Below are 26238 nucleotides of genomic sequence, written 5' to 3'. Positions count from 1 at the left end.
CCAGGTGACAGAGCCGGGGAGCAGGCGTACTCCGGCTCTGTCACCTTTCCCCCTGTTTCAATAAGCCTATGTACCCATTATGAGGTACAGTATCCCACAAGAGGAATGGCGTTAGGCCGACAACGCCCTCAGGACGGCGTTTGGATCTTTTTCAATCACCTTCAGTAGAACCCGCGCCGGACCTTCCGGGTGCCGGTGTCCCTGTTCCCAGTTGCGGATGGTTGCGGCAGAAAAGCCGAACTGAGCAGCAAAAGCCTGCTGGCTAAGGCCCAAACGTTCCCGAATGGCCTTCACGTCCACCTCAGCGGGGGTCTTGATGACCGTTTCCCGCACATCCACCGTTTCGCCTCGGGCGTAAGAAACCGCCTCACGCATTCCGGCCAAAATCTTTGATCCAGACATAAGTTACCTCGCTTGTGGACTGGAAACACAGGCATGACAGAGGATTACCCCCCAAAAGCTGCCACATATTCATGAACAAGGCTGCGGAGTTCTTTCTTCTCGTCTTCCGACAGGTCGATTTTCTCGCCTTTGGCATAAATCGCCAGCAAGGCCAGTGGTATTTTTGGGTTGTGAAAATAGTAAATGACCCGCGCGCCACCTCTTTTTCCTTTGCCCTTTTTCTCAAGGCCCACCCGGAGCTTCCTGATCCCACCGGTTCCGGGAATGCGGTCGCCAGCTTCCGGGTTCAGCGCGAGGAAAGATCGCAGGTCGTCAAGCTCTTCTCTGGTAAACAGCTTGTCTGCATCGCTGGCAAAGGCTGGAAACTCCAGGATACTTATCGCTGAGTCTGTACTGAAGAGAGGCATAAGCTGATATCCGCAGAGGAGGCTGATATGGAGAATATACGTCAATGACGCATATTTGGCAAGGCACAATTGCGTCAATGACGTATATAGTCAATGGAAGCTCCACCTTCAGTGCGCAGTTAAGGATTCACCCACACGTCAGCCCCATGCCACGCAAGATATACACCCATGAGAGTTGATGTAATTGATATTACAATCATGAATAATAGCCTCTTGATGGCGGATTTATTGAACGGAGTGTAGCGATAATGGCAAGCGATCATGATTGTGATAAATGCGATGAGCAAAAATATGCAGGAGGAAAGCATGTAACAGAAGAAGAGAAAATTATTTCTGGCTTCAATATCAATTAATTCTGCGACCTGAAGTCGGGCTCGATGCTCTTCCTGCCAGGCAAAAAAGCCAGGAATGAACGCCAGTGCGGCACTGGCGGAGATGGCTGCAATCAGCAGTGCGGCAGAGCTTGTCTTGTTTTTCATGGCTGTTCTCCGGTTTCTTTTGTGTCCAGTGTCCAGTCACCATTGAGCCTGATGGTGACAACGGTTTCCGGCTTGATGGTTTCCATCGGCAGTCCAATGGTTCCCCTGGCGTCGGCAATGGAGCCAAGGCAATGCAGCCCGTTCCTGTCCATAAACGCATTTTTATTCATGGCGAGGGCTACGAATGGCTGAACTCTGGTGACGCAGATCTCTTGCCGCATTGCATCCGGTCTGCTCGGAAAGGCAGTGGCAGAGACAAGGCTGTTAAACGGGAGCCTGATCAGATTGTCCGGGGAACTGACGGTATTGAGTGTCCGCAAGGTCACCTGATTACCCTTAACCGTCTCGATAACGGCAAAGACCTGAGAGGATGCCGGGATCAGGGTACGCCAGCGATCCAGATCACTCTCTCGCCAGGCAAGAGCAATCGGCCCGAGCAGGATCACTCCGACCATGGCCGCCACGCCTGACAGCCGCAGCCCCTTCGCAACACGCTGTCTCGTCATGGCTTCTCTCCCCACAGTCTTTGCACAGCCTGCGAGACGCCTTCACCCTCCTGCAGGGCGGCGAGGATATCTTCGAGTGACGGCGCGGCAGGTTCGGCCTGCTCGCCCCATGCCGCCTTGAAAGCCTCCACTGACACAGCCCCGGACAGCCACCGCTCGGGGTCGGCAATCCGCAGGCGTGGCCCGTCCTTCAGTCCATCGGGCAGGCACAGGGCTTGCCTGATGGTGATCAGGGCGCAAGTGCGCCCGTCGTGGACGGCATGCACGGATGGGCCACGGGTCTTCGACGCATGCACCAGGGCAACCGACGCTCCGGCCCGAAAGTACAGGTCGAAAGCCGCCGCAAGATCGCAGGGTCGGCTGTGATGAGGACGCCAGACATGGACGATATCCCCACGCGGCTGCATGTCCGGCAGCCCGAGAGCGACGAGGAGCTGATCCACCTTGGCCGTAGAAAGAGCGGCGTGCCCCGACAGCCAGCGGCTGAGGTTGCTTGCGTCAACATCAAAGCCAGACTGACGGGCCTGACGGACAAATGGCCGGATACCGCCGAACAGGCCGCACGCAGCCCGCAAGGCATGCCGCCTAGCTCCGGCAATATCCGCGTCCAGCAGGGTGCCACGAGACAGCGCAAGGCGGACCAGCTCGATGAGCTGGGCCTTGCTGAGAGAAGTGAGGTCAAGCATCAAACCTCCCGATCATTTCAGGGCGGGTGTTTGCCGCCACCGCTTGATCCAGACGCACGTTCGCGCCTGCGGCATAGCCAGCATCAAGCGCCCGATGGTCATCCGGCCTGATAGTGTCCGTGCGGGTGACAAGGGCCAGCTCTCCCAAGGCCGGATAACGGCTCTTGATCCAAGCCGTGATGTCTGCCTGACGGTCCTGCCCGGCAAACGACATCACCTTTTCCGAGGCCGAGGCAACCCAGGCCTCTGCAAACAAATCTCCGCGCCGTATCTTGGTGGCACGTTTCAGGTTCTTCGGCAGGGCTGCGACATAGGCGGCTCGTTGAGCCGCTAGCTGCCTCAGCAACACCTGGAATGCATAGCTGGCAATGTCAGGAATGGGGGAGGCGGCAATAAAATGCCACTCTCCCTTCGCACGGCGATAGCCATAGCCCCTCGGCTCATATCCTCCACTGAAGAAAATGGTTTTGCAGCCAAAGGCCCGTGCGACAAGGTCAACAAGATCGCTCTCCCAGCGGTTCGGGCGGTCGGCGACCGATGCTTTGCCCTTTGCTTCAGTGATGTCAGCCAGGCGAATGGCAGTGTCGGAAATTGAATGCTTTTCCATCAGCTCTTTGGCCTTGGAAAGCGCCGCCGCTGCTTCGGCCTCGTTCGGGGAGGCCGCCAGCGCCAGCAGCTTTTTGATTTTGGCAACCATGCGGTCAGTGTCGGACATCATCGCCTCCCACCATCCGGTCGAAGGCAGCATTGAGCGCATCAACCACGGTGTCCCGTTGCTCTCTCAGCCTTTGCCATTCTGCGAACAGACGTTCTTCCTTGTTCATCGCCCTTTTCCATGTTTGCGGGTTGACGTTAGGTTTTCTCGACAGCGCCTCGACCAGCTCGGAAGCGCGGCTGCACGCGAGCCAGGCACGATCCATCCGGCCACGCAGCACCGCTGCCCGCACATCAAGCAAATCCCATTCGGTGATCAGCCGGGCGATGCTCTCATCACACGCCAACAGCTTGCGCACCAACATGGCCAATTCTTCCTTCGACAGGTCTTCGATGGTGATCATCGCTCTTGCTCCTTACGGGCACTTTCCGGGGTGATGTCCTCGACATCACCCGCTGCCGTAGGCATCGGTGGGGAGGGGCGGTCAATGGGCAGGGGCCGGGCGGGGTAGCTCCCGAAAATCGCCAGATTTTTGGGGCATCCCGGCCCCTGACGGCGCTTGCGCCGCTTGCCATTGACGGCACCGGGGCGAAGCCCCTTTCTGTCCGCGAATGCGGGCAGAGCTTTCCCCCATTTCCAGTGATGACACGCGGTTCTGCATTGCAGGGAGATTGCACAATCCATCTCGTCCTCCCTATGCGGCATGCCGGGTGACAGCAGGGTGATGCCCCCTGAAAACAACTTTGGCTCCGGGGCCGACAAGCTGCGTTGCCGCCCGGCTGAATGGCCCGGCAAACCTCTGCTCGATCCAGTCGCAGTGCATGCGACTTGGGGCGGTAACGATGATCCGGTTGTCCGCCTGCGTGACCGAGGTCAGGGTTTCGACCCACAGACGGATGGCCGTCTCGTCCATCTCCAACCCCAGTACATCCCGCAAGGCATCCTTCAGGTCTGTCTGCCCTGACCCTGAGGCTGGCGCGGCCTCCGCCTCGCGTGCGGGCGCGTTAGGTTTGTTTATTTTTTTCTTCTCTAAGTTCGGTGGACAGTTTTGACCGCCTTCCGGGGACAGGTTTGTCCCCCTTTGCGGACAATTCTGACCGCCTTTCTCCGGGCGAAGGGGGACAACCTTGTCCGCCTTCTCGCGAGCTTCGATTGCCCGCGTGATGGATGATTCGGTGGGGGAGTAAACGGTGTTGTGCCTCACCCCGTTCCCGCGCTGCACGTCGAACCAGCCGCGTTCCTCAAGCTCACGCACGGCGCGCTGGATGGTCTTCACGCTTTTGCCGGTCGCATCGGCAATGGTTTGATAGGACGGCCATGCCTGTTCGGTGTGGCCGTTCATGTGGGTGGTGACGATGTACAGGGCGATGGTCTTTGCGCAATCGCTCAGGCTGCCATCGCAGCTCAACGCTTGCAGCCATTGCAGCTTCACTTCCCGGAAGGGGCGACGGTCGCTCATGGCCGACCTCCCATCGGGAGGGAAGCCCGTAATGGTTGAATTTCTTTTTTTTGCGGGAAAATCAGCGTCGAAAGGCCGGGCGTACTTTTTTGAAAAAAGAGCCCTTTCGATTCGCATTTCACCGGGCAACGGATTGCCTGCCCGGATAAATTGCCAATCAGGGACATAACCCCCGAAGATACATAGAGAAATCCCTGTTTCAGGGTTTCGCGACCAACCCCGGTGCTGGTCGATGACAAGTAAACAGCCCCGATCCGAGACTGTATTACAACGCGGTGTAATACAAAAATAGACATGGCAGCCCTCCTTGCGGATGGTTGCGAGGTCAGAAAAAGGCAGCAGAAACCCGTGCGGAAACTTTCATTTCCGTTGACTTGGGCGTCAGTGGCCGGTACAAAAGACTTGCTTATGGTTCTTTTGTTTCCGGCCGCTTTCTTTCGGGAGAGCGGCCTTTTTTATGCCCCGTAACTACTCCTGGGTAGGCTACACCCTATTGCACTGTGCTGAGTGGTGTGGTACCACAATGCTGGATTCGGGGAAAATCCAGCGCACAATGCTCTAAAGCAGTGAGCGCAAACGTGGGCACCGGTTTTGCGCATCATCACTGCGGCAGAACAAAACACGAGAGCTGTGAGCGTCAAGGCTCACAGCCCGAGGGTATCGCCTCTGGCGCGACGGGCGCGCCAGTCATGCTGTCCCATGGTTGGGGTGCGAGAGGTGGCGACTTTACTCTGCCTGATCACGGTACAAAAGGGGAAAAGGCATCAGATCAGCGTGCGTTACATGTGACGCAGTCACGCTGGTCTACCCTTTTGATCTGTCGCAGTGATAGCGCGTAAAACCGGAACCACTTGTGCGCTCACACCTCTAGGCCAGCACCGACACCGAGGTGGGAGCCGACAGGCTGAGGCCGCCAGCCCGGCTGAGGGTGATCTGCTGTCCCAGCGAGTCGAGGGCAGAGGCGGTATGGGCCTGCGAAACGGCGAATTCGCTTTCCAGTTGGTCCATTTCGCGTTTTTTGTCTTCGCTCTGATCCTGCTCTTCGGTAGTTTTGACCGCATGGCGGAACCGTTCGTCGAGGGTGCCGCTGAGCGACTTCATGTCTACCAGCGTCTGATGATCGTCGGCGGCGCTAGACGAGGCCATCGCATAGGCCTGCATCTGCTTTTGCCGGGTACTCGACTCGTTTTGCGCCTGTTCGGCAAGTTTTTTCGCCGCTTTGCTGGCGTCTTCGGTGGTACGGGTGGACGTTGAAGCATCGGTTGCGGGGCTGCTGGTCGCCGTTGCATCACTGGTGCTACTGTTGACGATCGCCTGCAGGTCGGCATTGACCGACAGTTCGGTCAGTGAGGTCGCATCGCCGGACAGTTTGGCCAGCGTCTGGGTGCCGTCGCTGTACGCACCGGCGGCATGTTCCAGCTTTTTGCCCATTTCTGCATACATGCGGGCCGCGCCTTCCGGGTTTACCAGTTCCAGCACGGCCATGTCGGCCATTTGCTGTTTCAGGCGCAGAACATCGTCGAGGGCATCCTGCTTTTTCCGCTGCGCCATGCTGCTCTGAATCTTGTCGGCAATCGACCGGTTGTCACTGTCGTCAGGGGTCGAGGACGCACTGGTGCTGTTGGCTGTATCGTCGGCCTTGCTGCTGCCGGTCCGCGCGGTCAGCGCCGAAAGGTACGACGGACGGCTCGACGAGCCGCTGGATAAAAGACTGCTGACCATGGCTGGTCTCCTGCTTGTGCCAACCCACCAATGCCAGAATACCCGAACCACGGGGGCAGAGAAAGGGTGTACGACCGGCGGGCGCATGGATCAGACGGATGAGGGCATTGCCTTACAACATATCACTTGAGCCGCTGTCCGGCTGTCGCTACGCTTTCCGTTAACGTCAGCTTTATATTCATAAGAACAGGAAACGTCCGGCCATGAATGCTTCGGTGAACGCGCGCGCAACCCATCTGGAAGATTTCAGCCTCGGGCCGTGGTTTACCACCGACCCGATCGAGGTCGATGAACAGGCGATTGTTGACTACGCCCGCCAGTTCGATCCGCAGCCCTTTCATCTGGGCCACGACAGCGCCGCCGGGACCTTTTTTGGCAGTCTGGCCGCCAGCGGCTGGCACACCGCCAGTCTGACCATGCGGCTGATGGTCGGCAGCGGCCATGCCCCCGGCTGGGGCTTTGTCGGGCGGGCGATTGAAAGTCTGGAATGGCCGCGTCCGACCCGCCCCGGTGACCGCCTGCATCTGGAAGCCGAAGTGATCGAAATCCGCCCCTCGCGCAGCCGTCCCGATCTGGGGATGTTGCGGGTGAAGATGATCACCCGCAACCAGAACGGCGACCCGGCGCAGGTGATGACCTGTGCCATCGTGGTGCCGACCCGCAGCGGGGCGTTGCAGACGACGGAAGGCAGTGGGGAATAAGGCCTTACCGTCCGGCCAATTGCCGCATGATGAAGGTTTCAACGGCACCGGTATAGGCGTTGCTTTCGCCGAGGGTGTCGTTGATTTCGGCGTGCGACAGGTTTTGCGGCGAGACGATCATTTCGCGCCCGGCATGGGCGGCCTGCTTCTGGAACTCCTGCGCTTCGGAGCAGGGCTTGTCCGGGCGCTTGCTGGAACAGACCAGCATCATCGGCACCGCCTTGGCAGTCCACTGGTTCATCGGCGAGGCCTTGGTCCAATAGCCGGGATCGCTGCCAAAGGCGGCATCGTAAAAGGGCAGGTGGCTTTTGCGCATCTTTGAGGGGATGTGCAGGGCTGCAGTATCCAGAGCCACCGTTCCGGCCCACGGCTTGCCGACCATCGACGGTTTCGACGACAGCAGGGCCACCAGATGGCCGCCGGAAGAGTGCCCCATCAGGATGATCTTGTCCGATCGGCCACCCCAGTTGCGGGCGTGGCCTTGAATCCATTTCATCGCTTTGGCGAGGTCTTCGGCCTGTTCATAGGCCATCGCCTGCGGCAGCAGGCGGGTGTTGACGCTGATGACGATAAAGCCCTGCGGCAGCCAGCGTTTCAGCTTGTTGACCACCACATGCGGCTCGCCCTTGTCGCCTTCCTTCCAGCCGCCGCCATGGACCATCACCAGAATCGGGGCATCGGTGGCATGGGGGGGAAGGTAAACATCCAGCGCCTGCAACGGGTCTTCGCCATAGGATTCGGTCAGGCGGCGGCTGCCGGGAACCAGCGTTTCCACCTGCACCCGGTGATCTTCCGGCGGTGAGGTCAGCAGGTTGGCAACGCCCTGTTGCAAACGGTCACTCAGCCCGCCCGCCTGAACGGTGAGCGGGACCGAGACGACCGCAAACGTCACCAGCAGCAGGGTAATCCGGGGGGCAGACATCATGCGCATGGTGAGTCCTTTGACGTGATCCGGTGCAAGGAAATCTGGACCAGTGTGCGTTATATCTGAGGCCACAGTGCACGACAGTCGGGCTTAAAGAACGGGCTGCCGCCCGAACCTGCTCGGGGCCTGAGGCCCCGAACCCCCATTTTTTCTTTTATGATCAAAGAAATGGGGGCTGGGGCCAACTGGCCCCAGCGAGGTGTGGAGCAGCGCTCCACGTCCTTGCTTTCCTACTGTCGTGTACTGTGGCGTCACGTTTAACGCTCACGGCTCCGACCCTTGATTGTGCCGCAGTTGCAGCAAAAGAAAAGCCACTTCCGCGCGAGCAGGAAGTGGCTTTCACACCGGACCATCCCGCAAGGATGATCAGGCACTGGCTTTTTCCGGTTCACCCCCGGCGACCTCACCGCTGGCTTCACCCTCGGCGGCCTTGGTGGTGCGGCGGCGGCGCGGCTTTTTCGGGGCCTCTTCGCTGCTGCTGTCGGCGGCGGCCTCAACCACCGGGGCCGGGGCAGCGTCTTCTGCCGGGGCGACCGGCTTGGTGGTGCGGGTGCGGGTGCGCTTCGGCTTGGCATCGGCCACCGGCTCGCTGCTGGCGGGGGCTTCGCTGATCACCGGGGCTGGGGCCGTGATCGGGACCACAACCGGGGCAGCCTGTACGGCGGCCTCGACCGGCACAGCAACGGGAGCAACCTCAACCACCGCAACCGTTACCGGAGCGGCGCTGGTCTGCGGCGCGCTGGTCACGTCAGCGGGGCTATCGCCGTTCTCGTTCCGCTCGTCGGCGCGATCAAACTCGGCACCGTCACGGTTGCGGCCCGAACGGGCCCGGCGGCGCTGGCGGCCACGGCCTCCATCGCGGTCCTGAGCCTGGAAGCGATCCTGCTGATCGCCCCGGTCCTGACGTTCGCCGCGGTCCTGACGTTCGCCGCGATCCGGCCGTTCGACGCGGTCCTGACGCTCGACGCGGTCCGGCCGCTCACCCCGGTCCCGACGGTCGCCCCGATCCTGCCGGTCACCCCGATCAGAACGGTCGCTGCGCTCCTGCCGGTCGTAGCGGTTCTGGCGCTCGTACTGGCGTTCCTGCCGTTCGGCTTCATAGCCGATCGGTTCGACCGTCGCACCGTCCAGATCGTCGATGTCGTCATCATAGCCCTCGCCATCATCAAGATAGTCTTCGGGGCCTTCGGGGTTCAGGGCGTTACCCTGGTCCAAACGGGGCATCCGCACCGGGCTGTGCAGGTTCTGCACCAGAATGATGCGGTAGTAATGTTCGGCGTGCTGAAGATAGTTTTCCATCAGCACACGATCACCAACCGCCGCCGCATCGCGGGCCAGCGCCTGGTATTTTTCGACAACCTGATGGGCGTTGCCACGCACCCGGATGCCGGGGCCGTTGCTGTCATAGGTCTGGTTCCGCGACGGTCCCTTGCCCTTGTTAGGGGATTGGTTGCGTCCGCGCGGCCGACCCTTTCCGTTTGAACCTTGCTTCATGATTCCGTCAACAAACCATTACGGTAAATAACCGGGATGAACCCCGGACGCGGCGAAAACCACCGCATCCCCACACGTCAGTCGTCTTTGGGACCGGCTCAGGCGTACCGGTGGCGCTGTTTCCAGCGTCGGTACGGCCTGGGTGGCCACAAGACGGCTCAGACAATCCATGGTGCATAGTCAGCCAGGGGTGGGAGGGATCGTGTTCGCGCCTTCGCACCAGCGGCAACCGATCAACGGGCTACATCACCCCGGCGCTTCAGCGCCCTCGGCTCAACCCTATGCGGGCCGGGGCTGTGATCCAAGCCTTTTTTGCAATCCGTTACGCTTTTTTATCGTTTTTTTCCGGGTGGTGGCTTTCGGCAACCACGCAACGGGCGATCCCGCCCAGATCCTGCCGGGCCCACGGGGCGTCAAAGCCACTGGCCACCAACAGCGCACTGACCGCTTCTGCCTGTGTATGGCCGACTTCAAGGGCCACCAGACCGCCGGGAGCCAGCAACGCGGGCAGGGCGGGAATCAGGCGCTGATAGTCTTCGAGGCCGCTGGGGCCGCTGACCAGCGCCCGTAGTGGATCATAGCGGGTGACTTCCGGTTCCAGCCCGGCCATTTCGGCATCGGTGATATAAGGCGGATTGGAGACGATCACATCGAACGGGCCGCTCAGGCCCTCGGCCCAGTTGCCACACTGGAATCTGGCCCGCTGGTCCAGCCCGTTACGGCGGGCATTGGCCTCGGCGGCGGCGACCGCGCCGGGGGCAATGTCGATCCCCAGCCCCTGCGCGGCGGGATACTCACTGAGCAGGGCCAGCAGGATGCAGCCGCTGCCGGTGCCAAAGTCGAGCATCCGCAACGGGGCTTGTCGGTCCGGGCGGGCGGCAAGGACAGCTTCGACCAGCGTTTCGGTATCCGGGCGCGGGTCGAGGGTGTCCGGCGTCAGGGTCAGGTCGAGGGTCCAGAACCCCCGCGAGCCGATGATGCGCGACACCGGTTCGCGGGCACAGCGGCGGGTGGCCACCGCTTCCAGCGCCACCAGATCGGCAGAACCGAGGCGGCGGTCGCCGTCGATCAGCAGCCGTTGCGGGTCCAGCCCGAGCGCATGGGCCACCAGCAGGCGGGCATCGCGGCGGGCGTCGGCAATTCCGGCGGCGCTCAGGCGGGCGGCCAGCCAGCGGCAGGCCGAGTCCAGAGTGTCGGGCTGCTGGCTCATTCCAGTTCGGCCAGCAGGGCGGCCTGATCTTCGGCGGTCAGGGCGTCAACCACCTCATCCAGCGCCTCGCCCTGCATCATCCGTTCCAGCGCGTAGAGGGTCAGGTTGATGCGGTGATCGGTGACACGCCCTTGCGGGAAGTTGTAGGTACGGATGCGTTCCGAGCGGTCGCCGGAGCCAACCTGACTCTTGCGGGCAGCGGCGCGTTCGGCATCGGCGGTGCGGCGTTGTTCGTCGTAAATCTTGGCGCGCAGCATGGCCATCGCCTTGGCCTTGTTCTTGTGCTGCGACTTTTCTTCCTGGCAGGCAGCGACCACCCCGGTGGGAATGTGGGTGATGCGCACCGCCGAGTCGGTGGTGTTGACGTGCTGACCACCGGCACCCTGCGACCGGTAGGTGTCGATGCGCAGGTCTTTTTCCTCAATGTGGACATCGACCTCTTCGGCCTCGGGCAACACGGCAACGGTGGCCGCCGAGGTGTGGATGCGGCCACCGCTTTCGGTTTCCGGCACCCGCTGGACGCGGTGAACGCCCGATTCGTACTTCAGCCGTCCGAACACGTTGCGGCCACTGATGCGGGCCGAGGCCTCCTTGTAGCCGCCAATGCCGGTTTCGTTGAGGTCCATCGTCTCGAACCGCCAGCCCTTCAGCCCGGCATAGCGTTGATACAGACGGAACAGTTCGGCGGCGAACAGGGCGGCTTCGTCGCCACCGGTGCCGGCGCGCACTTCGAGGATGGCGTTGCGCTCGTCGGCTTCGTCTTTCGGCAACAGCGACAGCCGGACCTCGGTTTCCAGGTGCGGCAGGCGTTCCTTCAGGGCGTACAGCTCTTCTTCGGCCAGATCGCGCATGTCCGGGTCGGCCAGCATCGCCTGTGCCTCGTCCATCTGCTGTTGGGCAGTCTGCCATTCGGTGATCCGCTCGACCACCGGGGTCAGATCGGACAGTTCCTTCGACAGCTTTGGAATATCGGCCTTCGGGTCGTGGGCCAGCAGGTCACGCACTTCTTCATAGCGCGACACGACGCGACTCAGTTTATCGTTCAGGCTCACGGACCCTTGTCTCCCTTGCATTCGTCAGCGTCGCCGAGGGCGAACACCTGCCGCAGGGCCGTTTCGACCACTGCCAGCTGTTGTTTTGTATCGTGGGCCGCCAGTGCCCGCATCACTTCGGACGGGTGGTGCAGCAAGCGGCCAATCAGTAAGCGCGTTGCCTTTTCGGCATCGCCGTGCGATTCCGCCAGCGCCCGGCTGCGCTCGCTTTCAAACAGGCGGTGCAGGGCGGCGATGGTCGGGACGGCGGACCGTTCCGCCCGTCGTTGCAAAAAGGCGTTCACCTCGGCGGTGACGATTGCCCAGGCATCCTGTCCGGCCTTTTCGCGTTGGGCGCGCCCCTTTTCCGCCAACCGCTCGAGATCGTCAAGATCATAGAGAAAAGCGTTGTCCACCTTGTTGACCGCAGCCTCGGTATCACCGGGAATGCCGACATCAACGAACAGGATCGGCTGCTGACGGCGGCGTTTCAGGGCAGCACGGACGGCTTCCTCGGTGACCGCCCAGGTGCGCCCGCCGATGGCGGTCACCACCACTTCGGCATCACTCAGCGCCGGGGTGAGCTGGTCAAAGGGCACCATGTGGGCATCAAGCGTGCGCGCCAGTTGTTCGGCGCGGGCGGCGCGGCGGGCGGTGACGGTGACGCTTTTGACCCCGTGGCCCTGAAAGGTCTCGGCAATCAGGTCGCCCATGTCACCGCCGCCAGCCAGCAGCAGGCGAACCCGGCTCAGGTCGCCGAAAATGTCGCGCGCCACCTGTGTCGCACAGGCCGCGACCGACACCGGGCCTTCGCCAATGGTGGTTTCGCTGCGTACCCGTTTGGCGGTGGCATAGGCCCCCTGAAACAGGCTGTCGAGGTCGGCGCTGCACATCCCGCCATCGCGGCTGAGGCGATGGGCGGCCTTCATCTGGCCCAGAATGTGCGGTTCGCCAATCATCAGGCTGTCCAGCGCACTGGCCACCGCCATCATGTGGCGCAGGGCGGCGGCGTTGGTCAGGGTATAAAGATGACCGGCAAGGTCATCGGCAGACAGATGGGCCCGCCCGGCGAACAGCGCCGCCGCCACGGCGCTGACCTGAGCCGGGTGATCACCGCAGGCGATGATTTCAACCCGGTCACAGGTGGACAGAATAGCCGCTTCGGTCAGGCCCTGCTGACGCAGGTGTTCAAGGATGCCCGGAATTTCCGGGTCATCAATGAACAGGGCATCGCGCACGGCAAGGGCGCTGGAGCGATGATTCGCCCCAACGATCACCAGCCGTTCGACAGCCTGAGCGCTCATCGTCTGCGGTCCGGCCCGGTCAGCCGAGCGCCGTCAGGGCCTGCACCAGACCATCCAGCGCCACTGCCGACTGTTCGCCGCTGTCCAGATCGCGGACGGTGGCTTCGTTGCGCGCCAACTCGTCATCGCCCAGAATCACCGCCACCCGTGCGTTGACGGTGTTGGCCCGCTTCATGCGCTTTTTCATCGCGCCACCATAGGCCATGTCCACCGGCAGGCCAGCCCGGCGCAGCTGGTTGGCCAGCGGCAGGGCGAGGGCTTCGGCGGCGTCGCCCATCGGGATCAGGGCAATCGGACGCGCCTTGTCCGGCACGCCGTCAACCAGCATCGCCAGCCGTTCGACACCCGCCGCCCAGCCAATGCCCGGTGTCGGCGTGCCGCCCATCGACTGGATCAACCCGTCATAGCGGCCCCCGGCCAGCACCGTCCCCTGAGCCCCAAGGGCGGTGGTGGTGAATTCAAAGGCGGTGTGGCAGTAATAGTCCAGCCCGCGCACCAGACGCGGATTGACGGTATAGGCGATCCCCAGCGCGTCGAGGCCCTGTTTCACCGCCTCGAAGAACGCCAGCGAGGCGTCGTTCAGCGAGTCCGAGAACACCGGCGCGTTGGCAATGATCTTGCGGTCGCCCTCGTCCTTGGAGTCGAGGATGCGCAGCGGGTTCTTTTCCAGCCGGGTCTTGCTGTCTTCTGACAACTGGTCATGGAACGGCATCAGATAGGCCACCAGCGCATCACGGTAGGCGGTGCGGCTGGCGCTGTCGCCCAGAGTGTTGATTTCCAGCGTCACCTGACCCTGCAGGCCCAGAGTGTCGAGGAACTGTGCGGCCAGCGCGAGGACTTCGATGTCGGCCTGCGGGCTTTCGATGCCCAGCAGCTCGACCCCGACCTGATGGAACTGGCGCTGACGGCCCTTTTGCGGCCGTTCATAGCGGAACATCGGTCCCTGATAGAACGCCTTGAACGGCACCTGTTGCGCCAGCCCGTTGGAGATGAAAGCGCGGCAGATTCCGGCGGTGCCTTCGGGGCGCAGGGTGATGTGATCGCCCGAGCGTTCAAAGGTGTACATCTCCTTGCTCACCACGTCCGAGGTCTCCCCCAGCGTGCGCGAGAAGACTTCGGTGAATTCAAAGATCGGCGTTGCCATTTCTTCGAACCCGTACAGCGCAGCACAGCGACGGATGCGGTCAACCACCGTCTGGTGGCGGCGCATGTCGTCGGGTAACAGGTCATGGGTGCCACGCACCGGCTGTAAAGACGCCACGGTAAAACTACTCCCTCTGCGGTACTTATTTCGGCTCGTCGGCCGCTGCCCTGGCGGCGGCCCGTTCGGCTGCCAGCACGGCGGCCTTTTTCTCGACCAGCGCGACCAGATGGTCAACCATTGCCTCGGTGCCGATCTTGTGATCCTGATTGCCAGCCAGATACACCATGTGCGACCCGCCACCGCCGCCGGTCAGGCCGACGTCGGTTTCGCGTGCCTCGCCGGGGCCGTTGACGATGCAGCCAATCACCGACAGGCTGATCGGCTCCTCGATGTGGGCCAGTCGTTCCTCGAGGGTGGCGACGGTCTTGACCACGTCAAAGCCCTGACGGGCGCACGACGGGCACGACACCACCCGCACGCCGCGATGGCGCAGGTCGAGCGATTTCAGGATTTCATAGCCAACGCGCACTTCTTCGACCGGATCAGCCGACAGCGACACGCGGATGGTGTCACCAATGCCGCTCCACAACAGCATCCCCAGCCCGACCGACGACTTGACGGTACCGCCGCGCAGGCCACCGGCTTCGGTGATGCCCAGATGCAGCGGATAGTCGCAGGCATCGGCCAGCGCCTGATAGGCCGCCACCGCCAGAAACACGTCGGACGCCTTGACGCTGATCTTGAAATTGGTGAAGTCGTTGTCTTCCAGAATCCGCATGTGGCGGCGGGCGCTTTCGACCATCGCGTCGGGGCACGGCTCGCCGTACTGTTCCAGCAGGTCACGTTCCAGTGACCCGGCGTTGACGCCAATGCGCATCGAGCAGCCGTAGTCCTTGGCGGCCTTGATCACTTCGCGCACCCGGTCTTCCGAGCCGATGTTGCCCGGATTGATGCGCAGGCAGGCGGCACCGGCTTCGGCGGCTTCGATCGCCCGGCGGTAATGGAAATGGATGTCGGCGACGATCGGCACCGGCGATCCGGCGACGATGTCCTTCAGGGCTTTGGTCGAGTCTTCATCCGGGCAGGAAACGCGCACGATGTCGGCCCCGGCGGCGGCGGAACGGCGGATCTGGTCCAGCGTACCGTCCACGTCGGTGGTCAGGGTGTTGGTCATCGTCTGCACGGAAATCGGGGCATCGCCGCCAACGGCCACCGGGCCGACGTAAATCTTGCGGCTGGGGCGACGGACGATCTGGCGATAGGCGCGGAGGGAACTCATCAACAAGCCTCATCAGGCTGAGCGGGACGACAGAAAACGACCGCAGGCCGTTCATCCTGTGGTCATAGCACGAACTGCCCGCCTGCCAAACCTTAACCGCCAGCGGGGTATCTGCCGCAGCCCTGAAAACCCCGGGCTTAGAGCGTTTTTACACCGAGCGAAAACGCTCTTCCCTTTTAGGGCCGTATTTTCCGAGCCGTTGGTCGGAGACGGTCAACTTGAAAATGCTCTAAAACACAAACCACCCTGCTTGCACAGGGTGGTCTGGAAACGGGTTTGGTTGAGGCGACAGTGTTACCGGCTGCGCATCACCAGATTGTCGGGGTTGAGCGAGACACCGCTGACCACTTCGCCGCTTTTGCCCAGCGGCGGCAGGGTTTCGCCATCAAGGCGGACCACAGTGCCGCCCGCGTTGCCGGTGCGCAGGATCATGTTGCTGCCATCGGGGATCGGATAGGTTTCACCACGGCGGAACAGGCGGGACACCACCAGATCATTGCCCTTGCGGATCTGGATCCAGGCATCAGCCTGCGCATACAGCTCGACACGGGTGGCGCTCACCGGGGCTTCGGTCGCGGGGGTTGCCACGTTGGTTGCCACGTTGGTTGCTACGGGGGGGACCGGTGCCGGAGCAGGGGCGGTTGTCGTTGTCGTTGTCGCCGGGGTCGCTGGGACCGGAGTCACCGGGGTCGGTTCGGTTTTGCTGGCCTCTGGCGTCGCAGCCGGAGCATGGGCAGGCTCGGCGATCGGGGCGGGGGTCGGCGCTACGGGCTCGGCTTTGGGGGCTGGCTGGCTCTCGGGAGTCTTGTGCTCGGGAGACTTGCCATCCGGGGTGCTGGGCAGGGAGGCCAGCACGGCGGGCTCGGGCGTCTTGGCGATTTCTGCCGTCCGCATTCCCTGTGCGTCGGTGGTCGACGCGGTGTGCGGGGTGCTGTCGCTGGAGCTGGGCGAGCCCTTGACCATGCCGTTCAGCCGTTCCGGCACATCCTGAATCAGCTCAGCCAGCGGACGGTCGGCGCTGGAGCTCCAGTACCAGGCCCCGTAGATCAGGCCGGCCAGCAGCAGGGCAATCGCCAGCAGCGCGCCGGACGGAATGCCGCCCTCGGCGGCCGGAACCGGAAAGCTGAGATCGCTTTGCGACGGGATGTGGTTTTCCTCATCCTTGAAGCGGCGGACGATTTCAAGGCCATCCAGCCCCAGATGCTCGGCATAGGCCCGCACGAAGCCAACGGCATAGGTGGCACCGGGCAAATCGTGATAGCGGCCGTCTTCGATGGCCAGCAGATAGACATAGCGGATGCGCAGCACATCGGCGACCGACCGCAGGTCTTGCCCGCTTCGTTCTCGGGTGGAGCGTAACAGGGCACCGACGGCGCCCGTGCGGGGAGCTGCGTCGGAGGAAGCCGGCTGGCGAGAGCTGCTTTTAGCCACGTCGGGGCCTTTCGTTTGTCGCCCGGTGTTGCGGGCGTCTTCTGAAAAGAATGTCCGCCGGAGGCTACCAAAAACAACAGGGAATCTGCAACCATTGCCGGACCGGTCTGGAATATTCAGGCGGCATCATCGAAATGGCCGGTGTGGTGCCTTTTGGTGTTCGGCGCAGTGGAAAAAGCACGCACCGGTTTAGGGAGCGACATAAACTTTGCACTGGGATGTCCCGTCATTGTAAAAATGATAGGTCTTGGCCTCATCTGCTTTGCCGGTCGGGTCGTAAAGATTGTAATTTTTCTTGGCAATACCGAGGATGTTGCGGCTGTCGCCCCCAAAGGCGGTGTAATATTCACCGATGCGGCGTTGATTGAACTGTCCGACCCGGCACAGCTTCGACAGCTCCTGGCTCATGTTGCCGATTTTATAGAACTGGTCGCTGGAATAGCCGTACTGGCGCGGGTTGATGTCCACCGCACCCGCCGGGAGCGTTGCCAGCAGCACCCCACCCGCCACCACAGCAGCGGTGCAAGCCAGAGGCATTCGGCGGAGGAAGGCGGCTGTGGTCATGGTGTGGTTTCCTGTCCGTCCTGCTCGGCACGATATGAGTCAAAAGGACGGAGGCCTCAAGGGGCGCTTGTCTCAGGGGCGCGGATTCTGCCGGAACAGCTCGGCGACCATCTCCAGCCAGCCGGCAATGTCTTCGATGATGTGCTGGCAGTGGCTGAGATCATCGTCAGGGGTCAGGGCCAGCGGCGCGTGATCGGGGCCCGAGCGGACCAGCACGGTGGTCATGCCCAGTGCGGCGGCGGGTTTCAGGTTCAGGTGGCTGTCCTCGAAAAAGGCCGTACACTGTGGAACCAGCCCAAAACGCTCAATCACCTTTTGATAGATGGCCGGTTCCGGCTTGGGGACGAACCCGGCGGCCTTGACATCGAAAATGCCGTCAAAGTGATGCGACAGGCCCAGCGTATTCAGGGTCTGTTCGGCGTGCCGTTCCGAGCCGTTGGTGAAAATCAGCTTGCGGCCCGGCAGGTCAGACAGGGCCTTGTCCAGAACCGGATCGTGTTCCAGCACCGTATGGTCAATGTCGTGGACGTAGGCCAGAAACTCGTCCGGTTCCAGTCCGTTGACCAGCATCAGCCCGCGCAGCGAGGTGCCGTATTCGCGGTAATAGCGTTTCTGGACGGCATAGGCTTCATCCGGGGTGACGTTCAGGAATTTTGCGATGAACGACTTCATCCGGGCGTCGATCTGCGGGAACAGGCTGCTGGTGGCCGGATAGAGGGTGTTGTCGAGGTCAAACAGCCAGCTGTCCAGATGCCCGACATCCTGCCAGCAGACCGTCGTTGCAAGGGGGCCGTTGATGCGGGAAACCATGGCAAGACTCCTGATGGCGGCACTGTTGGGCGGAAACGTCGCGGGATGCGGGCCGTCCTGGCCCGGTGGAGAACATTCTCCACCGGGCGACAGGATCAGTTTTTGTCCAGGCGGATCAGCGTGCCCGCCCCGTGCGGGGTGAACAGTTCGAGCAGCACGGAATGGGGGACGCGACCGTCCATGATCACCGCTGCCTCGACACCGCTTTCGACCGCCTGCAGGCAGGTTTCGACCTTGGGGATCATCCCGCCCGAGATGGTGCCGTCGTTCATCAGGCGGCGGGCCTGTTCAACGGTCATTTCGGGAATCAGGTTCTTGTCCTTGTCCAGCACGCCCGGAACGTCGGTCAGCATCAGCAGGCGGGTGGCATTCATCGCCGAGGCAACCGCACCGGCGGCGGTGTCGGCGTTGATGTTGTACGTTTCGCCGTCTTCGCCGTAACCGATCGGGGCAATCACCGGGATCACGTCGGACTGTTCAAACTGGGCCAACACATGGGTGTTGACGTCGGTCGGTTCCCCGACGAACCCCAGATCGAGCACCGTTTCGATGCTGCTGTCCGGGTCGCGCTTGGTGCGACGCAGTTTGCGGGCCTTGATCAGGTTGCCGTCCTTGCCCGACAGGCCGACGGCAAAGCCGCCAGCGCGGTTGATGGCGGTGACGATTTCGGCGTTGATCGACCCGGCCAGCACCATTTCCACGATATCCACGGTGGCCTTGTCGGTCACGCGCAGGCCATCGATGAATTCGGACTGGATTTTCAGGCGTTCCAGCATCTTTTTGATCTGCGGACCACCACCGTGGACCACCACCGGCTCGATGCCGACCTGGTTCAGCAGTACGATGTCAGAGGCGAACTGTTCGGCCAGCGCGGCGTCGCCCATGGCGTGGCCGCCGTACTTCACCACCACGGTTTGCCCGGCAAACTGGCGCATGAAGGGCAAGGCATCGGACAGGGTTTGTGCCTTGCGCAGCCAGCGGTCACGCTCTTCAGCGGTCGGCGGGGCTTGCACGGCGGGGGAGGAGGTATCGGTCATCGAGGGCGGCTCCCACGGTGAGCAGGGTGAACACAAGGCTTGCGGGGAACGACCTTCCCCGCAAAAACCGGCGCAGTGTAAAGCGACAGGGGGCCAGAGAAAACCGCTTTTCTCCGGCTAGCCCATTCCAGGGGAGAAAAGCGGTTCACATCTTTTTCTGACTGTCGGCCCGGTCGTCAAACCGGCGGCAGGGCCAATGCAGCCATTGCGGCGCGGACCTCGGCCATTCCTTTGCCCTTTTCCGAGCTGGTCAGCAGGATTTCCGGGTGCGAGGCGACATGCTTGACCAGATCCGACGCGGTGCGGGCCAGAACGGCATCGACCTCGGCGGCCTTCAGCTTGTCGATTTTGGTCAGCACCACCTGAAAATTGACTGCCGCTTCGTCGAGCATGGTCATGATGTCGTGGTCGTTGTCCTTGATGCCGTGGCGGCTGTCGATCAACAGCATCACCCGGCGCAGGTTCGGGCGACCGCGCAGATAGGATTTGACCAGCGAGGTCCAGCGCTTGACCCGCTCCTTGGGGGCTTCGGCATAGCCATAGCCCGGCATGTCACAGATCAGCAGGCGGTCGGCCAGCATGAAGAAGTTCAGTTCCTGGGTCCGTCCCGGCGTGTTGGAGGTTCGCGCCAGCCCCTGGGTTCCGGTCAGCGCATTAATCAGGCTGGACTTGCCGACGTTGGACCGCCCGGCAAAGCAGACCTCGGGGACTGCACTATCGGGCAATTGTTCCAGTTTGGCAGCGCCGAGCATGAAGGTGCAGGGACGAGAAAACAATAATCGTCCAGCCTCAAGCTCTTCGTCGTCATGCCGTTGACCGTCACGCACGGGGGGAATCCTTTGTTCAAGTTGTCATGAAGGGCCCGGGGAACCCCGGGAGCCTTTGAACCATCGTGCCTGAAATTTTCTGTCGGCACGATGATTTAAATGAGGGTGAAGGATCAGCGGGGCAAGAGACGGGTCTCTTTCTGTCGCCCCGCTGCGCCGGTAACAGATCAGGCCGACACGCCAGCCTTGCGCATGATGATCCACTGCTGGGCAGACGACAGGGCATTGTTCCACGCCCAGTAGATCACCAGACCAGCCGGGAAGTTGGCCAGCATGAAGGTGAAGATCAGCGGCAGGAAGCCCATGATTTTCGCCTGCATCGGGTCAGCCGGGGCCGGGTTCAGCTTTTGCTGGATCCACATCGTCAGCCCCATGATCAGCGGCCAGACGCCGATGTGCAGGAAGCTCGGCGGGGTGAACGGCAGCAGGCCGAACAGGTTGAACAGGGTGGTCGGGTCAGGCGACGACAGGTCGTGAATCCAGCCAAAGAACGGCGCATGCCGCATTTCGATGGACACGAACAGCACCTTGTACAGCGAGAAGAAGATCGGAATCTGGATCAGCATCGGCAGGCAGCCGGCCACCGGATTGGCGCCTTCCTTTTTGTACAGCGCCATCATTTCCTGATTCAGGCGGGCGCGGTCGTCGGCGTACTTTTCCTGCAAGGACTTCAGCTGCGGCTGCAGCTTCTTCATCTTGCTCATCGACTTGAAGGACTTGTCGGCCAGCGGATACATCAGCAGACGCAGGACGACGGTAAAGCCCAGAATCGCCAGACCAAAGTTACCGAACAGGCCATGCAGGAACTGCAGACCGTAGAAGAACGGCTTGGTCAGGAAATAGAACCAGCCAAAGTCGATCGCCAGATCAAAGCGGTCGATCTGATAGGCTTCGGCGTAATGGTCGAGCAGCTTCACCTGCTTGGCACCGGCGAAGAAGTCGGTCTTCACCGCCACCGACTGGCCCGGCTCGATGGTGCGGGCTTCGCCCAGGAAGTCGGCCTGATAGCGGTCTTTCTGGTCCGAGGTGGTGTACAGGAAGCGCGCCTTGGACGAGGTGTCGTTGTCCAGGTCAATGGCGGTCAGCCAGTACTTGTCGGTAATCCCCAGCCAGCCGCCTTTGGAATCGGTGCTGAACGCCTTTTCTTCCTTCAGGGTCTTGTACTTCAGCTCCTTCAGGGTGCTGTCAAACACCCCCAGCGGGCCTTCGTGCAGGATGTAGAAGTCCTGGGTGTGCGGGGTATAGCCGCGCGCAATCAGGCCATAGGGGTTGAGGGTGACGGCCTTGCCACCGGTGTTTTCCACGCTGTCGGTGATGGTGAACATGAAGTTCTCATCAACCTTCAGGGTGCGCTTGAAGACCAGACCTTCGCCGTTCGACCACAGCAGCATCACCGGCGACTGCGGGGTCAGGACGTCGGCATCGGCCTGCCAGACGGCATCCGGGCCGGGGACCTTCACCGCCGTGTCGCCCGACACCCAGCCGAATTCCGCATAGTACGGTTCCGCGGTGGTCTTGGGCGACAGCAGCGCAATCCGCGGCGAGGCGGTATCCGGGGTTTCGTGGTAGTTGACCAGAGTCAGGTCATCCAGCCGCGAACCAACCAGCGACAGAGACCCGGCAAGCTGCGGGGTTTCGATCTTCAGGCGCTGACCCTGAGCGACAGCCTCGGAACGGTTGAGGGCTGTCTGGGCCGGCGAGCCGGGAACGGTCGGCGCACTGGCGGTGCTGGCGGGTTGAGGGGCTCCGGTCGGGGCGGCAGCCTGCTGGGCCACCGGCACGGGGGCCGGGGCGGGCTTTGCAGGCCACAGGAATTCGAACCCCAAGACAATCGCCAGCGAGATGGCAATGGCGATAATGATGTTCTTTTGATCGGGCATGTCCGTGTCCGCTAGTCAAGCGTGTCGGTGTGGGCCGCCGGCGTGGCAGCGGTGAGTAGAAGAAGGCGTTTCCGTCCCCGTCAACGGGTCGTCGGACCCGGCGGGAGGGGGCGGCGGGGCAGACGACGGAGCGTCTGCCGACATCTGTGTACCGCAATCGGGCACCGGATCATAGCCACTCCCGCCCCAGGGGTGACATCGACCTATCCGGCGAATCGCCAGCCAGCCGCCACGGACAAGGCCGTGACGCTCCAGAGCCTGCAGGGCATAGGTCGAACAGGTGGGCGTATAACGGCAGCTCGGCGGCAGAACCGGGGAGAGGAGCAGCTGGTAGCCCCTGATCAGGCCCCGCACGATGAGCATCAGCGGATTCACGATGGCTTTGCCTGCGGTTGCGGCGGTCGGGAGGGCGCTGAGGCAGGGCTGCTTTCTTTTGCAGGAGGGGCGGTCGAGCGTCCTTTGCCCCGGCCATGGCCCTTGCCGCCCTTGCCGGGCATGGGGGCGCTTTTGCTGGCGGTCAGGACGCGCTTCATGGCGGTCCGGAAATCCTGCAACAGGGCATCATAGGGGCGATCAACGGTATCAACGCGTCCGATCACCACATAGTCGGTCCCCGGAGTCGCCAGTTCGGCCATCAGGGCATCAACCACCGCCCGCAGGCGGCGGCGGGCACGGTTGCGATGAACCGCGTTACCGACCTTTTTGGAAACGGTAAAACCGACCCTCGCCATGGGCGGGGCCGGAACCGGATCCGGTGCAGAGCACAGATGACCCCCAGCCGACTCCGCATCCACACTGCCTGCCTCAAGCCCGGATACCGGGGTCGGGCAGTCAGCCGTATTGCGAAGATCGTTGCGGGGAGTCGTGTGTCCGGCGGCAGGGGCTTTTGCCTTGCGGCTTTTGCCCTTGCGCTGCGCCGTTTCCAGGCTACCCGGCATGGGAGCAGCCTGCAAAATCAGACCAGGAGTTACCCACTTGCGCCGCTCGGCGGCAACACGCAAGAAATCCCGGCGCCGCTTCAGGCGGCTGATGTCCACAGGCGCGGCATCATCCGCCATCACGGCGTCTTCCGTCCTTAAGCCGACAGGCGCTTACGGCCCTGACGACGACGGGCGGCAATGACCTTACGGCCGCCGACGGTCGCCATGCGGGCGCGGAAGCCATGGCGGCGCTTGCGGACCAGCTTGCTCGGCTGATAAGTGCGTTTCACGGTTCCAACTCCTAGTAAACAGGTCGCCATCCCGCCGACAGGACCGGAGGGTTCAGGCAAAATCGAGGGACGGTGTATACCCGTGCCCCGTCGGCGAGTCAATCGTTGTCGCGCCGTTGATGACAGGAAAGTTGCGCTGTTGCCCGCTCTGGCGGGGGCGGGCGGGGTGCGGTACAACGCAACGAGCCCCAGCCGGATGGTGTGAGGCCCGTTGCCACCTTTCTGACCGTGGGGTTGCCCGTTCGATGATTGCCAGACTGCACCTGTGGCGCCGCAGCCTGCCCGCCCGCCTGCTGGCCTTGACCGCCCTGTTCGTGATGCTGGCCGAGGTGCTGATTTTTGCCCCGTCGGTGGGGCGGTTCCGGCTGGATTACCTCGAACGCCGCCTGTCCGATGCCCATCTGGCCCTGCTGGCGGTCGAGGCCCGCCCCGATGGCATGCTGGACATGTCGTTGCAGATGCGTCTGCTGTCGCATGCCGGGGCGATCAGCATGACCGCCTGGCAGCCGGGCAAGCCTGCGCTGGCCTTGCACCCGCTCAGCAGCCGTCCGATGAGCGTGCCGCATGCCTGGGCGCGCTATGACCTGCGTGAGGAGGGTTTCCTTGAGCTGATCGGCGATGCGTTGCGCGGTCTGATCACCACCGAAGACCGCGCCATCGAAGTCATCGGCCTGTCACCGGTCGATGACCGGGTGCTGGTGCAGGTGTTGTTGCCGGAAACGCCGATGCTGATGGAAATGCGCGCCTATGGCATGCGGGTGCTGATCCTGTCGGCGTTCATTTCGCTGATTACCGCCGCGCTGGTGTACATCAGCCTGCTGTGGCTGCTGGTGCGGCCGATGCGCCGTCTGAGTGCCAGCATGCACGCTTTTTGCGAGGCACCGGACGATGCCCGGCGTGTGATCGTGCCCTCGCGGCGCGGGGACGAGGTGGCGCTGGCCGAGCAGGCGCTGTGTACCATGCAGACCCGCCTGCGCGATGCCTTGCGGCAACAGGCCCGGCTGGCGGCGGTTGGTCGTGGGGTGGCCAAGATCAGCCATGACCTGAAAGGGGTGCTGACCACCGCCTTGCTGGAGTCCGACCGGCTGGAAGCCTCGGCGGCGGACCCCGAGGTCAAGGCGGTGACGCAGGGCATTGCCCGCGCGCTGGAACGCGCCGTTACCTTGACCTCTTCGACCTTGCGCTTTGCCACCGAACAGCCGCCGGTGCCGCATCTGGTGGCGGTTGACCTGCGGCCATTGCTGGACGAGGTGGCCGAGGGCTGCGGGCGAGAGTTGCACTGGCAGATCGTGGGGCAGACCGGCGGGCCGGTGCGGGCTGATCCCGAGGCGATCCTGCGCATTCTCGACAATCTGGCCCGCAATGCTACCCAGGCGGGGGCCTCGGTGTTGACGGTGACCTTGCAGGATGGGCGGCCCAGTGAATGGGCGCAGGTGGTGGTGGCCGACAATGGACCCGGACTGCCGCCCAAGGCGCGGGAAAACCTGTTCGTGCCCTTTTCCGGCTCGGCCCGTCCGGGCGGCTCGGGGCTGGGGCTGCCGATTGCCCGCGAACTGGCGGAAAGTCAGGGCGGGCGGCTGTCCCTGCTGCGCAGTGGGGCGGACGGAACCGCCTTTGTGCTGGAAGTGCCGCGTTTGGCATAAAGAAAACCCCCCGGTGAGAGCCGGGGGGTATCTTCAATCAATCAAGCTGGAAGACGATCGACTTGAGGTAAGCGGACTCGGGCAGGGACGGATGGACCGGATGGTCAGGACCGGCGCCATGGCGCCACAGAATCCGGCCCGAGCGGCCCGCCTGTGCAATGCCCCGGCTGACTTCTTCGAGGAAGGTGTCCTCCGGCATGTGGTGCGAGCACGACCCGCACAGCAGGAAACCACCCGGTTCGACCAGCGCTGCTGCCAGTCGGGCCATCTTGCGATAGCCTTTGCTGCCCGCGGCCAGATCCTTGCGGCTTTTGACAAAGGCCGGCGGGTCGGCGACCACCACCCCGAACGTTTCACCCGCAGCGGCCAGATCGGCGGCGACCTTGAACACGTCGCCTTCGTGCTGGCTGAACCGCCCGCTGGCTCCGTTGGCTTCGGCGGCCATCCGGGCCAGACCCAGCGCGTGGGCCGAACGGTCAACAAACACCGCCGAGTCCGCCCCGGCGGCCAGCGCCTGCACCCCAAAGCCACCCGCATAACAATAAAGGTCGATCACCCGCCGTCCCTTTGCCAGCGAGGCGATGAAGGCGCGGTTCGGGCGCTGGTCATAGAACCAGCCGGTCTTCTGGCCGTCGCTGAGGTCGGCAAACAGGCGCACGCCGTTTTCCTCGATTTCCACCGGACCGTCGAGGGTGCCGCTGGCCAGGCGATGGTAGATCTCCAGACCTTCCAGACCGCGCACCGGGCTGTCATTGCGCAGGACAATCGCGCGCGGCTGGAACAGCGCGGTCAGCGCCTGCTCGATCTCGGGCAGCAGGCGGTCCATGCCCGCAGTGTTGGCCTGAACGGTAAACACATCACCATAACGGTCGATGATCAGCCCCGGCAGACCATCAGCCTCGGAATGAACGAGTCGATAGAACGGGCGGGGAAACAGCAGGCTGCGCAGGGCATCGGCCTTGCCGATCAGTCCGGCAAGGAACGACTGGTCAATAACCGAGTGGGGATCACGGCTGATCATGCGGGCGGCGATCAGTGAGTGGGGGTTGAAGGTGGCAATCCCCAGCTGTTCGCTCCCAGCATCAATCACCTGCACCAGCGTACCGGGGGGCAGGGCCTTGGCCTCGGGGGTCATGTCCACTTCGTTGGAAAACAACCACGGGTGCCCCTTCCGGAGGCGCTGGGAGCGCCCCTTGAGGATGGTCAGCGCGGGAAGAGACGGGGTGCTCACAGGGGGTGCTCCTGCACAGGGAAAAAGGAAACGGCCCGGCTGGAATAGACCAAAGGGTAAGGAAAGTCCAACCCGTCAATAGTCGAGCAAACCGCTCTGCCAAATCAAAATGCATTGCGAGTTAGTTGCAACTGCCTGCGAAGACGGGCGTTTTTCCTTAAATGTCTTGGATATTGGGAGTGAATTGATTTAGATCAATGG

General features: G+C 62.5%; 29 protein-coding genes and 1 pseudogene. 2 read left to right on the top strand and 28 right to left on the bottom strand.

Features of this window, described 5'->3' with window-relative positions:
* Window positions 1–111 precede the first annotated feature (111 nt).
* From BW995_RS11470 to BW995_RS11430, 10 genes are all read right to left on the bottom strand, one after another.
* The gene (locus BW995_RS11470; RefSeq protein ID WP_245821423.1) at window positions 112–375 is read right to left on the bottom strand and encodes a helix-turn-helix domain-containing protein; all 264 of its coding nucleotides are present in this window, start codon (window positions 373–375) and stop codon (window positions 112–114) included.
* 71 nt (window positions 376–446) lie between these two features.
* Window positions 447–809 carry a hypothetical protein gene (locus BW995_RS11465; protein WP_076400545.1) on the bottom strand — a complete coding sequence of 121 codons (363 nt, stop codon included), beginning with the start codon at window positions 807–809 and terminating at the stop codon, window positions 447–449.
* A 119-nt stretch (window positions 810–928) separates the two neighbouring features.
* Complete coding sequence (locus tag BW995_RS11460; RefSeq protein ID WP_076400544.1) at window positions 929–1288, bottom strand: hypothetical protein; 360 nt, start codon at window positions 1286–1288, stop codon at window positions 929–931.
* Window positions 1285–1794 carry a hypothetical protein gene (locus BW995_RS11455; RefSeq protein WP_076400543.1) on the bottom strand — a complete coding sequence of 170 codons (510 nt, stop codon included), beginning with the start codon at window positions 1792–1794 and terminating at the stop codon, window positions 1285–1287. Before BW995_RS11455 ends, BW995_RS11460 begins: the two co-directional genes overlap by 4 nt.
* Window positions 1791–2480: a hypothetical protein gene (locus tag BW995_RS11450; protein WP_076400542.1), complete on the bottom strand. Its 690-nt coding sequence runs from the start codon at window positions 2478–2480 to the stop codon at window positions 1791–1793. Before BW995_RS11450 ends, BW995_RS11455 begins: the two co-directional genes overlap by 4 nt.
* The gene (locus tag BW995_RS11445; protein ID WP_175617055.1) at window positions 2473–3195 is read right to left on the bottom strand and encodes a DUF7168 domain-containing protein; all 723 of its coding nucleotides are present in this window, start codon (window positions 3193–3195) and stop codon (window positions 2473–2475) included. Before BW995_RS11445 ends, BW995_RS11450 begins: the two co-directional genes overlap by 8 nt.
* Entirely contained in the window at window positions 3182–3538 is a 357-nt protein-coding gene (locus BW995_RS11440) for a hypothetical protein (RefSeq protein ID WP_076400540.1), read from the bottom strand. The genes BW995_RS11445 and BW995_RS11440 overlap by 14 nt, the downstream gene beginning before the upstream one ends.
* A gap of 291 nt (window positions 3539–3829) precedes the next feature.
* Entirely contained in the window at window positions 3830–4594 is a 765-nt protein-coding gene (locus BW995_RS20285) for a helix-turn-helix domain-containing protein (RefSeq protein ID WP_084194786.1), read from the bottom strand.
* A complete protein-coding gene (locus tag BW995_RS20490) occupies window positions 4591–4890 on the bottom strand; it encodes a hypothetical protein (protein WP_139332872.1) in 300 nt (99 codons plus the stop codon). The genes BW995_RS20285 and BW995_RS20490 overlap by 4 nt, the downstream gene beginning before the upstream one ends.
* Before the next feature lie 571 nt (window positions 4891–5461).
* Complete coding sequence (locus tag BW995_RS11430; RefSeq protein WP_076400539.1) at window positions 5462–6316, bottom strand: hypothetical protein; 855 nt, start codon at window positions 6314–6316, stop codon at window positions 5462–5464.
* 203 nt (window positions 6317–6519) lie between these two features.
* On the opposite strand from BW995_RS11430, the gene BW995_RS11425 reads away from it, so the two are divergent.
* Complete coding sequence (locus tag BW995_RS11425) at window positions 6520–7017, top strand: MaoC family dehydratase (RefSeq protein ID WP_076400538.1); 498 nt, start codon at window positions 6520–6522, stop codon at window positions 7015–7017.
* A 4-nt stretch (window positions 7018–7021) separates the two neighbouring features.
* Here the strand turns inward: BW995_RS11425 and BW995_RS11420 are convergent, their stop codons facing one another.
* The 17 genes and pseudogenes from BW995_RS11420 to rpmH all read right to left on the bottom strand — a co-directional run bounded on the left by BW995_RS11420 (window position 7022) and on the right by rpmH (window position 23163).
* On the bottom strand, window positions 7022–7942 hold the full coding sequence (locus BW995_RS11420; RefSeq protein ID WP_217696072.1) for an alpha/beta hydrolase: 921 nt from the start codon (window positions 7940–7942) through the stop codon (window positions 7022–7024).
* A gap of 366 nt (window positions 7943–8308) precedes the next feature.
* Entirely contained in the window at window positions 8309–9436 is a 1128-nt protein-coding gene (locus BW995_RS21290) for a DUF4167 domain-containing protein (protein WP_076400537.1), read from the bottom strand.
* Between the two features lie 322 nt (window positions 9437–9758).
* Window positions 9759–10646, bottom strand: a complete 888-nt coding sequence (gene prmC / locus BW995_RS11410) for a peptide chain release factor N(5)-glutamine methyltransferase (protein ID WP_076400536.1) — start codon at window positions 10644–10646, stop codon at window positions 9759–9761.
* Window positions 10643–11698, bottom strand: a complete 1056-nt coding sequence (prfA, locus tag BW995_RS11405; protein ID WP_076400535.1) for a peptide chain release factor 1 — start codon at window positions 11696–11698, stop codon at window positions 10643–10645. The genes prmC and prfA overlap by 4 nt, the downstream gene beginning before the upstream one ends.
* A complete protein-coding gene (gene hemA / locus BW995_RS11400; protein ID WP_076400534.1) occupies window positions 11695–12981 on the bottom strand; it encodes a glutamyl-tRNA reductase in 1287 nt (428 codons plus the stop codon). Before hemA ends, prfA begins: the two co-directional genes overlap by 4 nt.
* A 19-nt stretch (window positions 12982–13000) precedes the next feature.
* Window positions 13001–14242: a histidine--tRNA ligase gene (gene hisS / locus BW995_RS11395; protein ID WP_076400533.1), complete on the bottom strand. Its 1242-nt coding sequence runs from the start codon at window positions 14240–14242 to the stop codon at window positions 13001–13003.
* A 25-nt stretch (window positions 14243–14267) separates the two neighbouring features.
* Window positions 14268–15404: a flavodoxin-dependent (E)-4-hydroxy-3-methylbut-2-enyl-diphosphate synthase gene (gene ispG, locus BW995_RS11390; RefSeq protein ID WP_076400532.1), complete on the bottom strand. Its 1137-nt coding sequence runs from the start codon at window positions 15402–15404 to the stop codon at window positions 14268–14270.
* A 294-nt stretch (window positions 15405–15698) separates the two neighbouring features.
* The gene (locus BW995_RS11385; RefSeq protein WP_407656321.1) at window positions 15699–16625 is read right to left on the bottom strand and encodes a DUF4115 domain-containing protein; all 927 of its coding nucleotides are present in this window, start codon (window positions 16623–16625) and stop codon (window positions 15699–15701) included.
* Window positions 16599–16835 (bottom strand): annotated as a pseudogene (locus BW995_RS21355) (helix-turn-helix domain-containing protein); the annotation flags it as partial. The pseudogene BW995_RS21355 and the gene BW995_RS11385, both read right to left, overlap by 27 nt.
* Window positions 16836–17024: 189 nt before the next feature.
* The gene (locus BW995_RS11380; protein WP_076400530.1) at window positions 17025–17399 is read right to left on the bottom strand and encodes a hypothetical protein; all 375 of its coding nucleotides are present in this window, start codon (window positions 17397–17399) and stop codon (window positions 17025–17027) included.
* Window positions 17400–17471: 72 nt separating this feature from the next.
* Entirely contained in the window at window positions 17472–18209 is a 738-nt protein-coding gene (locus BW995_RS11375) for a pyrimidine 5'-nucleotidase (RefSeq protein ID WP_084194785.1), read from the bottom strand.
* Window positions 18210–18304: 95 nt separating this feature from the next.
* Complete coding sequence (argB, locus tag BW995_RS11370) at window positions 18305–19246, bottom strand: acetylglutamate kinase (protein ID WP_076400529.1); 942 nt, start codon at window positions 19244–19246, stop codon at window positions 18305–18307.
* A gap of 176 nt (window positions 19247–19422) precedes the next feature.
* On the bottom strand, window positions 19423–19998 hold the full coding sequence (yihA, locus tag BW995_RS11365; RefSeq protein ID WP_217696085.1) for a ribosome biogenesis GTP-binding protein YihA/YsxC: 576 nt from the start codon (window positions 19996–19998) through the stop codon (window positions 19423–19425).
* Between the two features lie 242 nt (window positions 19999–20240).
* Window positions 20241–21953, bottom strand: a complete 1713-nt coding sequence (yidC, locus tag BW995_RS11360) for a membrane protein insertase YidC (RefSeq protein ID WP_076400527.1) — start codon at window positions 21951–21953, stop codon at window positions 20241–20243.
* A 15-nt stretch (window positions 21954–21968) separates the two neighbouring features.
* Window positions 21969–22316 (bottom strand): membrane protein insertion efficiency factor YidD, encoded by a 348-nt coding sequence (yidD, locus tag BW995_RS20280; protein ID WP_217696084.1) that lies wholly within the window; start codon window positions 22314–22316, stop codon window positions 21969–21971.
* Between the two features lie 8 nt (window positions 22317–22324).
* A complete protein-coding gene (gene rnpA, locus BW995_RS11350) occupies window positions 22325–23011 on the bottom strand; it encodes a ribonuclease P protein component (protein WP_076400526.1) in 687 nt (228 codons plus the stop codon).
* A gap of 17 nt (window positions 23012–23028) precedes the next feature.
* Window positions 23029–23163 carry a 50S ribosomal protein L34 gene (rpmH, locus tag BW995_RS11345; protein WP_076400525.1) on the bottom strand — a complete coding sequence of 45 codons (135 nt, stop codon included), beginning with the start codon at window positions 23161–23163 and terminating at the stop codon, window positions 23029–23031.
* 245 nt (window positions 23164–23408) lie between these two features.
* On the opposite strand from rpmH, the gene BW995_RS11340 reads away from it, so the two are divergent.
* Window positions 23409–24806, top strand: coding sequence for a sensor histidine kinase (locus tag BW995_RS11340; RefSeq protein ID WP_076400524.1), 1398 nt, complete (start codon window positions 23409–23411; stop codon window positions 24804–24806).
* A 37-nt stretch (window positions 24807–24843) separates the two neighbouring features.
* Here BW995_RS11340 and BW995_RS11335 read toward each other — a convergent pair whose 3' ends face one another.
* Window positions 24844–26037: a class I SAM-dependent rRNA methyltransferase gene (locus tag BW995_RS11335; protein ID WP_076400523.1), complete on the bottom strand. Its 1194-nt coding sequence runs from the start codon at window positions 26035–26037 to the stop codon at window positions 24844–24846.
* Window positions 26038–26238: the final 201 nt, after the last annotated feature.

Origin of the sequence: Insolitispirillum peregrinum, from assembly GCF_900156605.1 — a bacterium.
Taxonomy (GTDB): domain Bacteria; phylum Pseudomonadota; class Alphaproteobacteria; order Rhodospirillales; family Rhodospirillaceae; genus Insolitispirillum; species Insolitispirillum peregrinum.
This window is presented reverse-complemented; position numbering and strand designations above follow the sequence as displayed.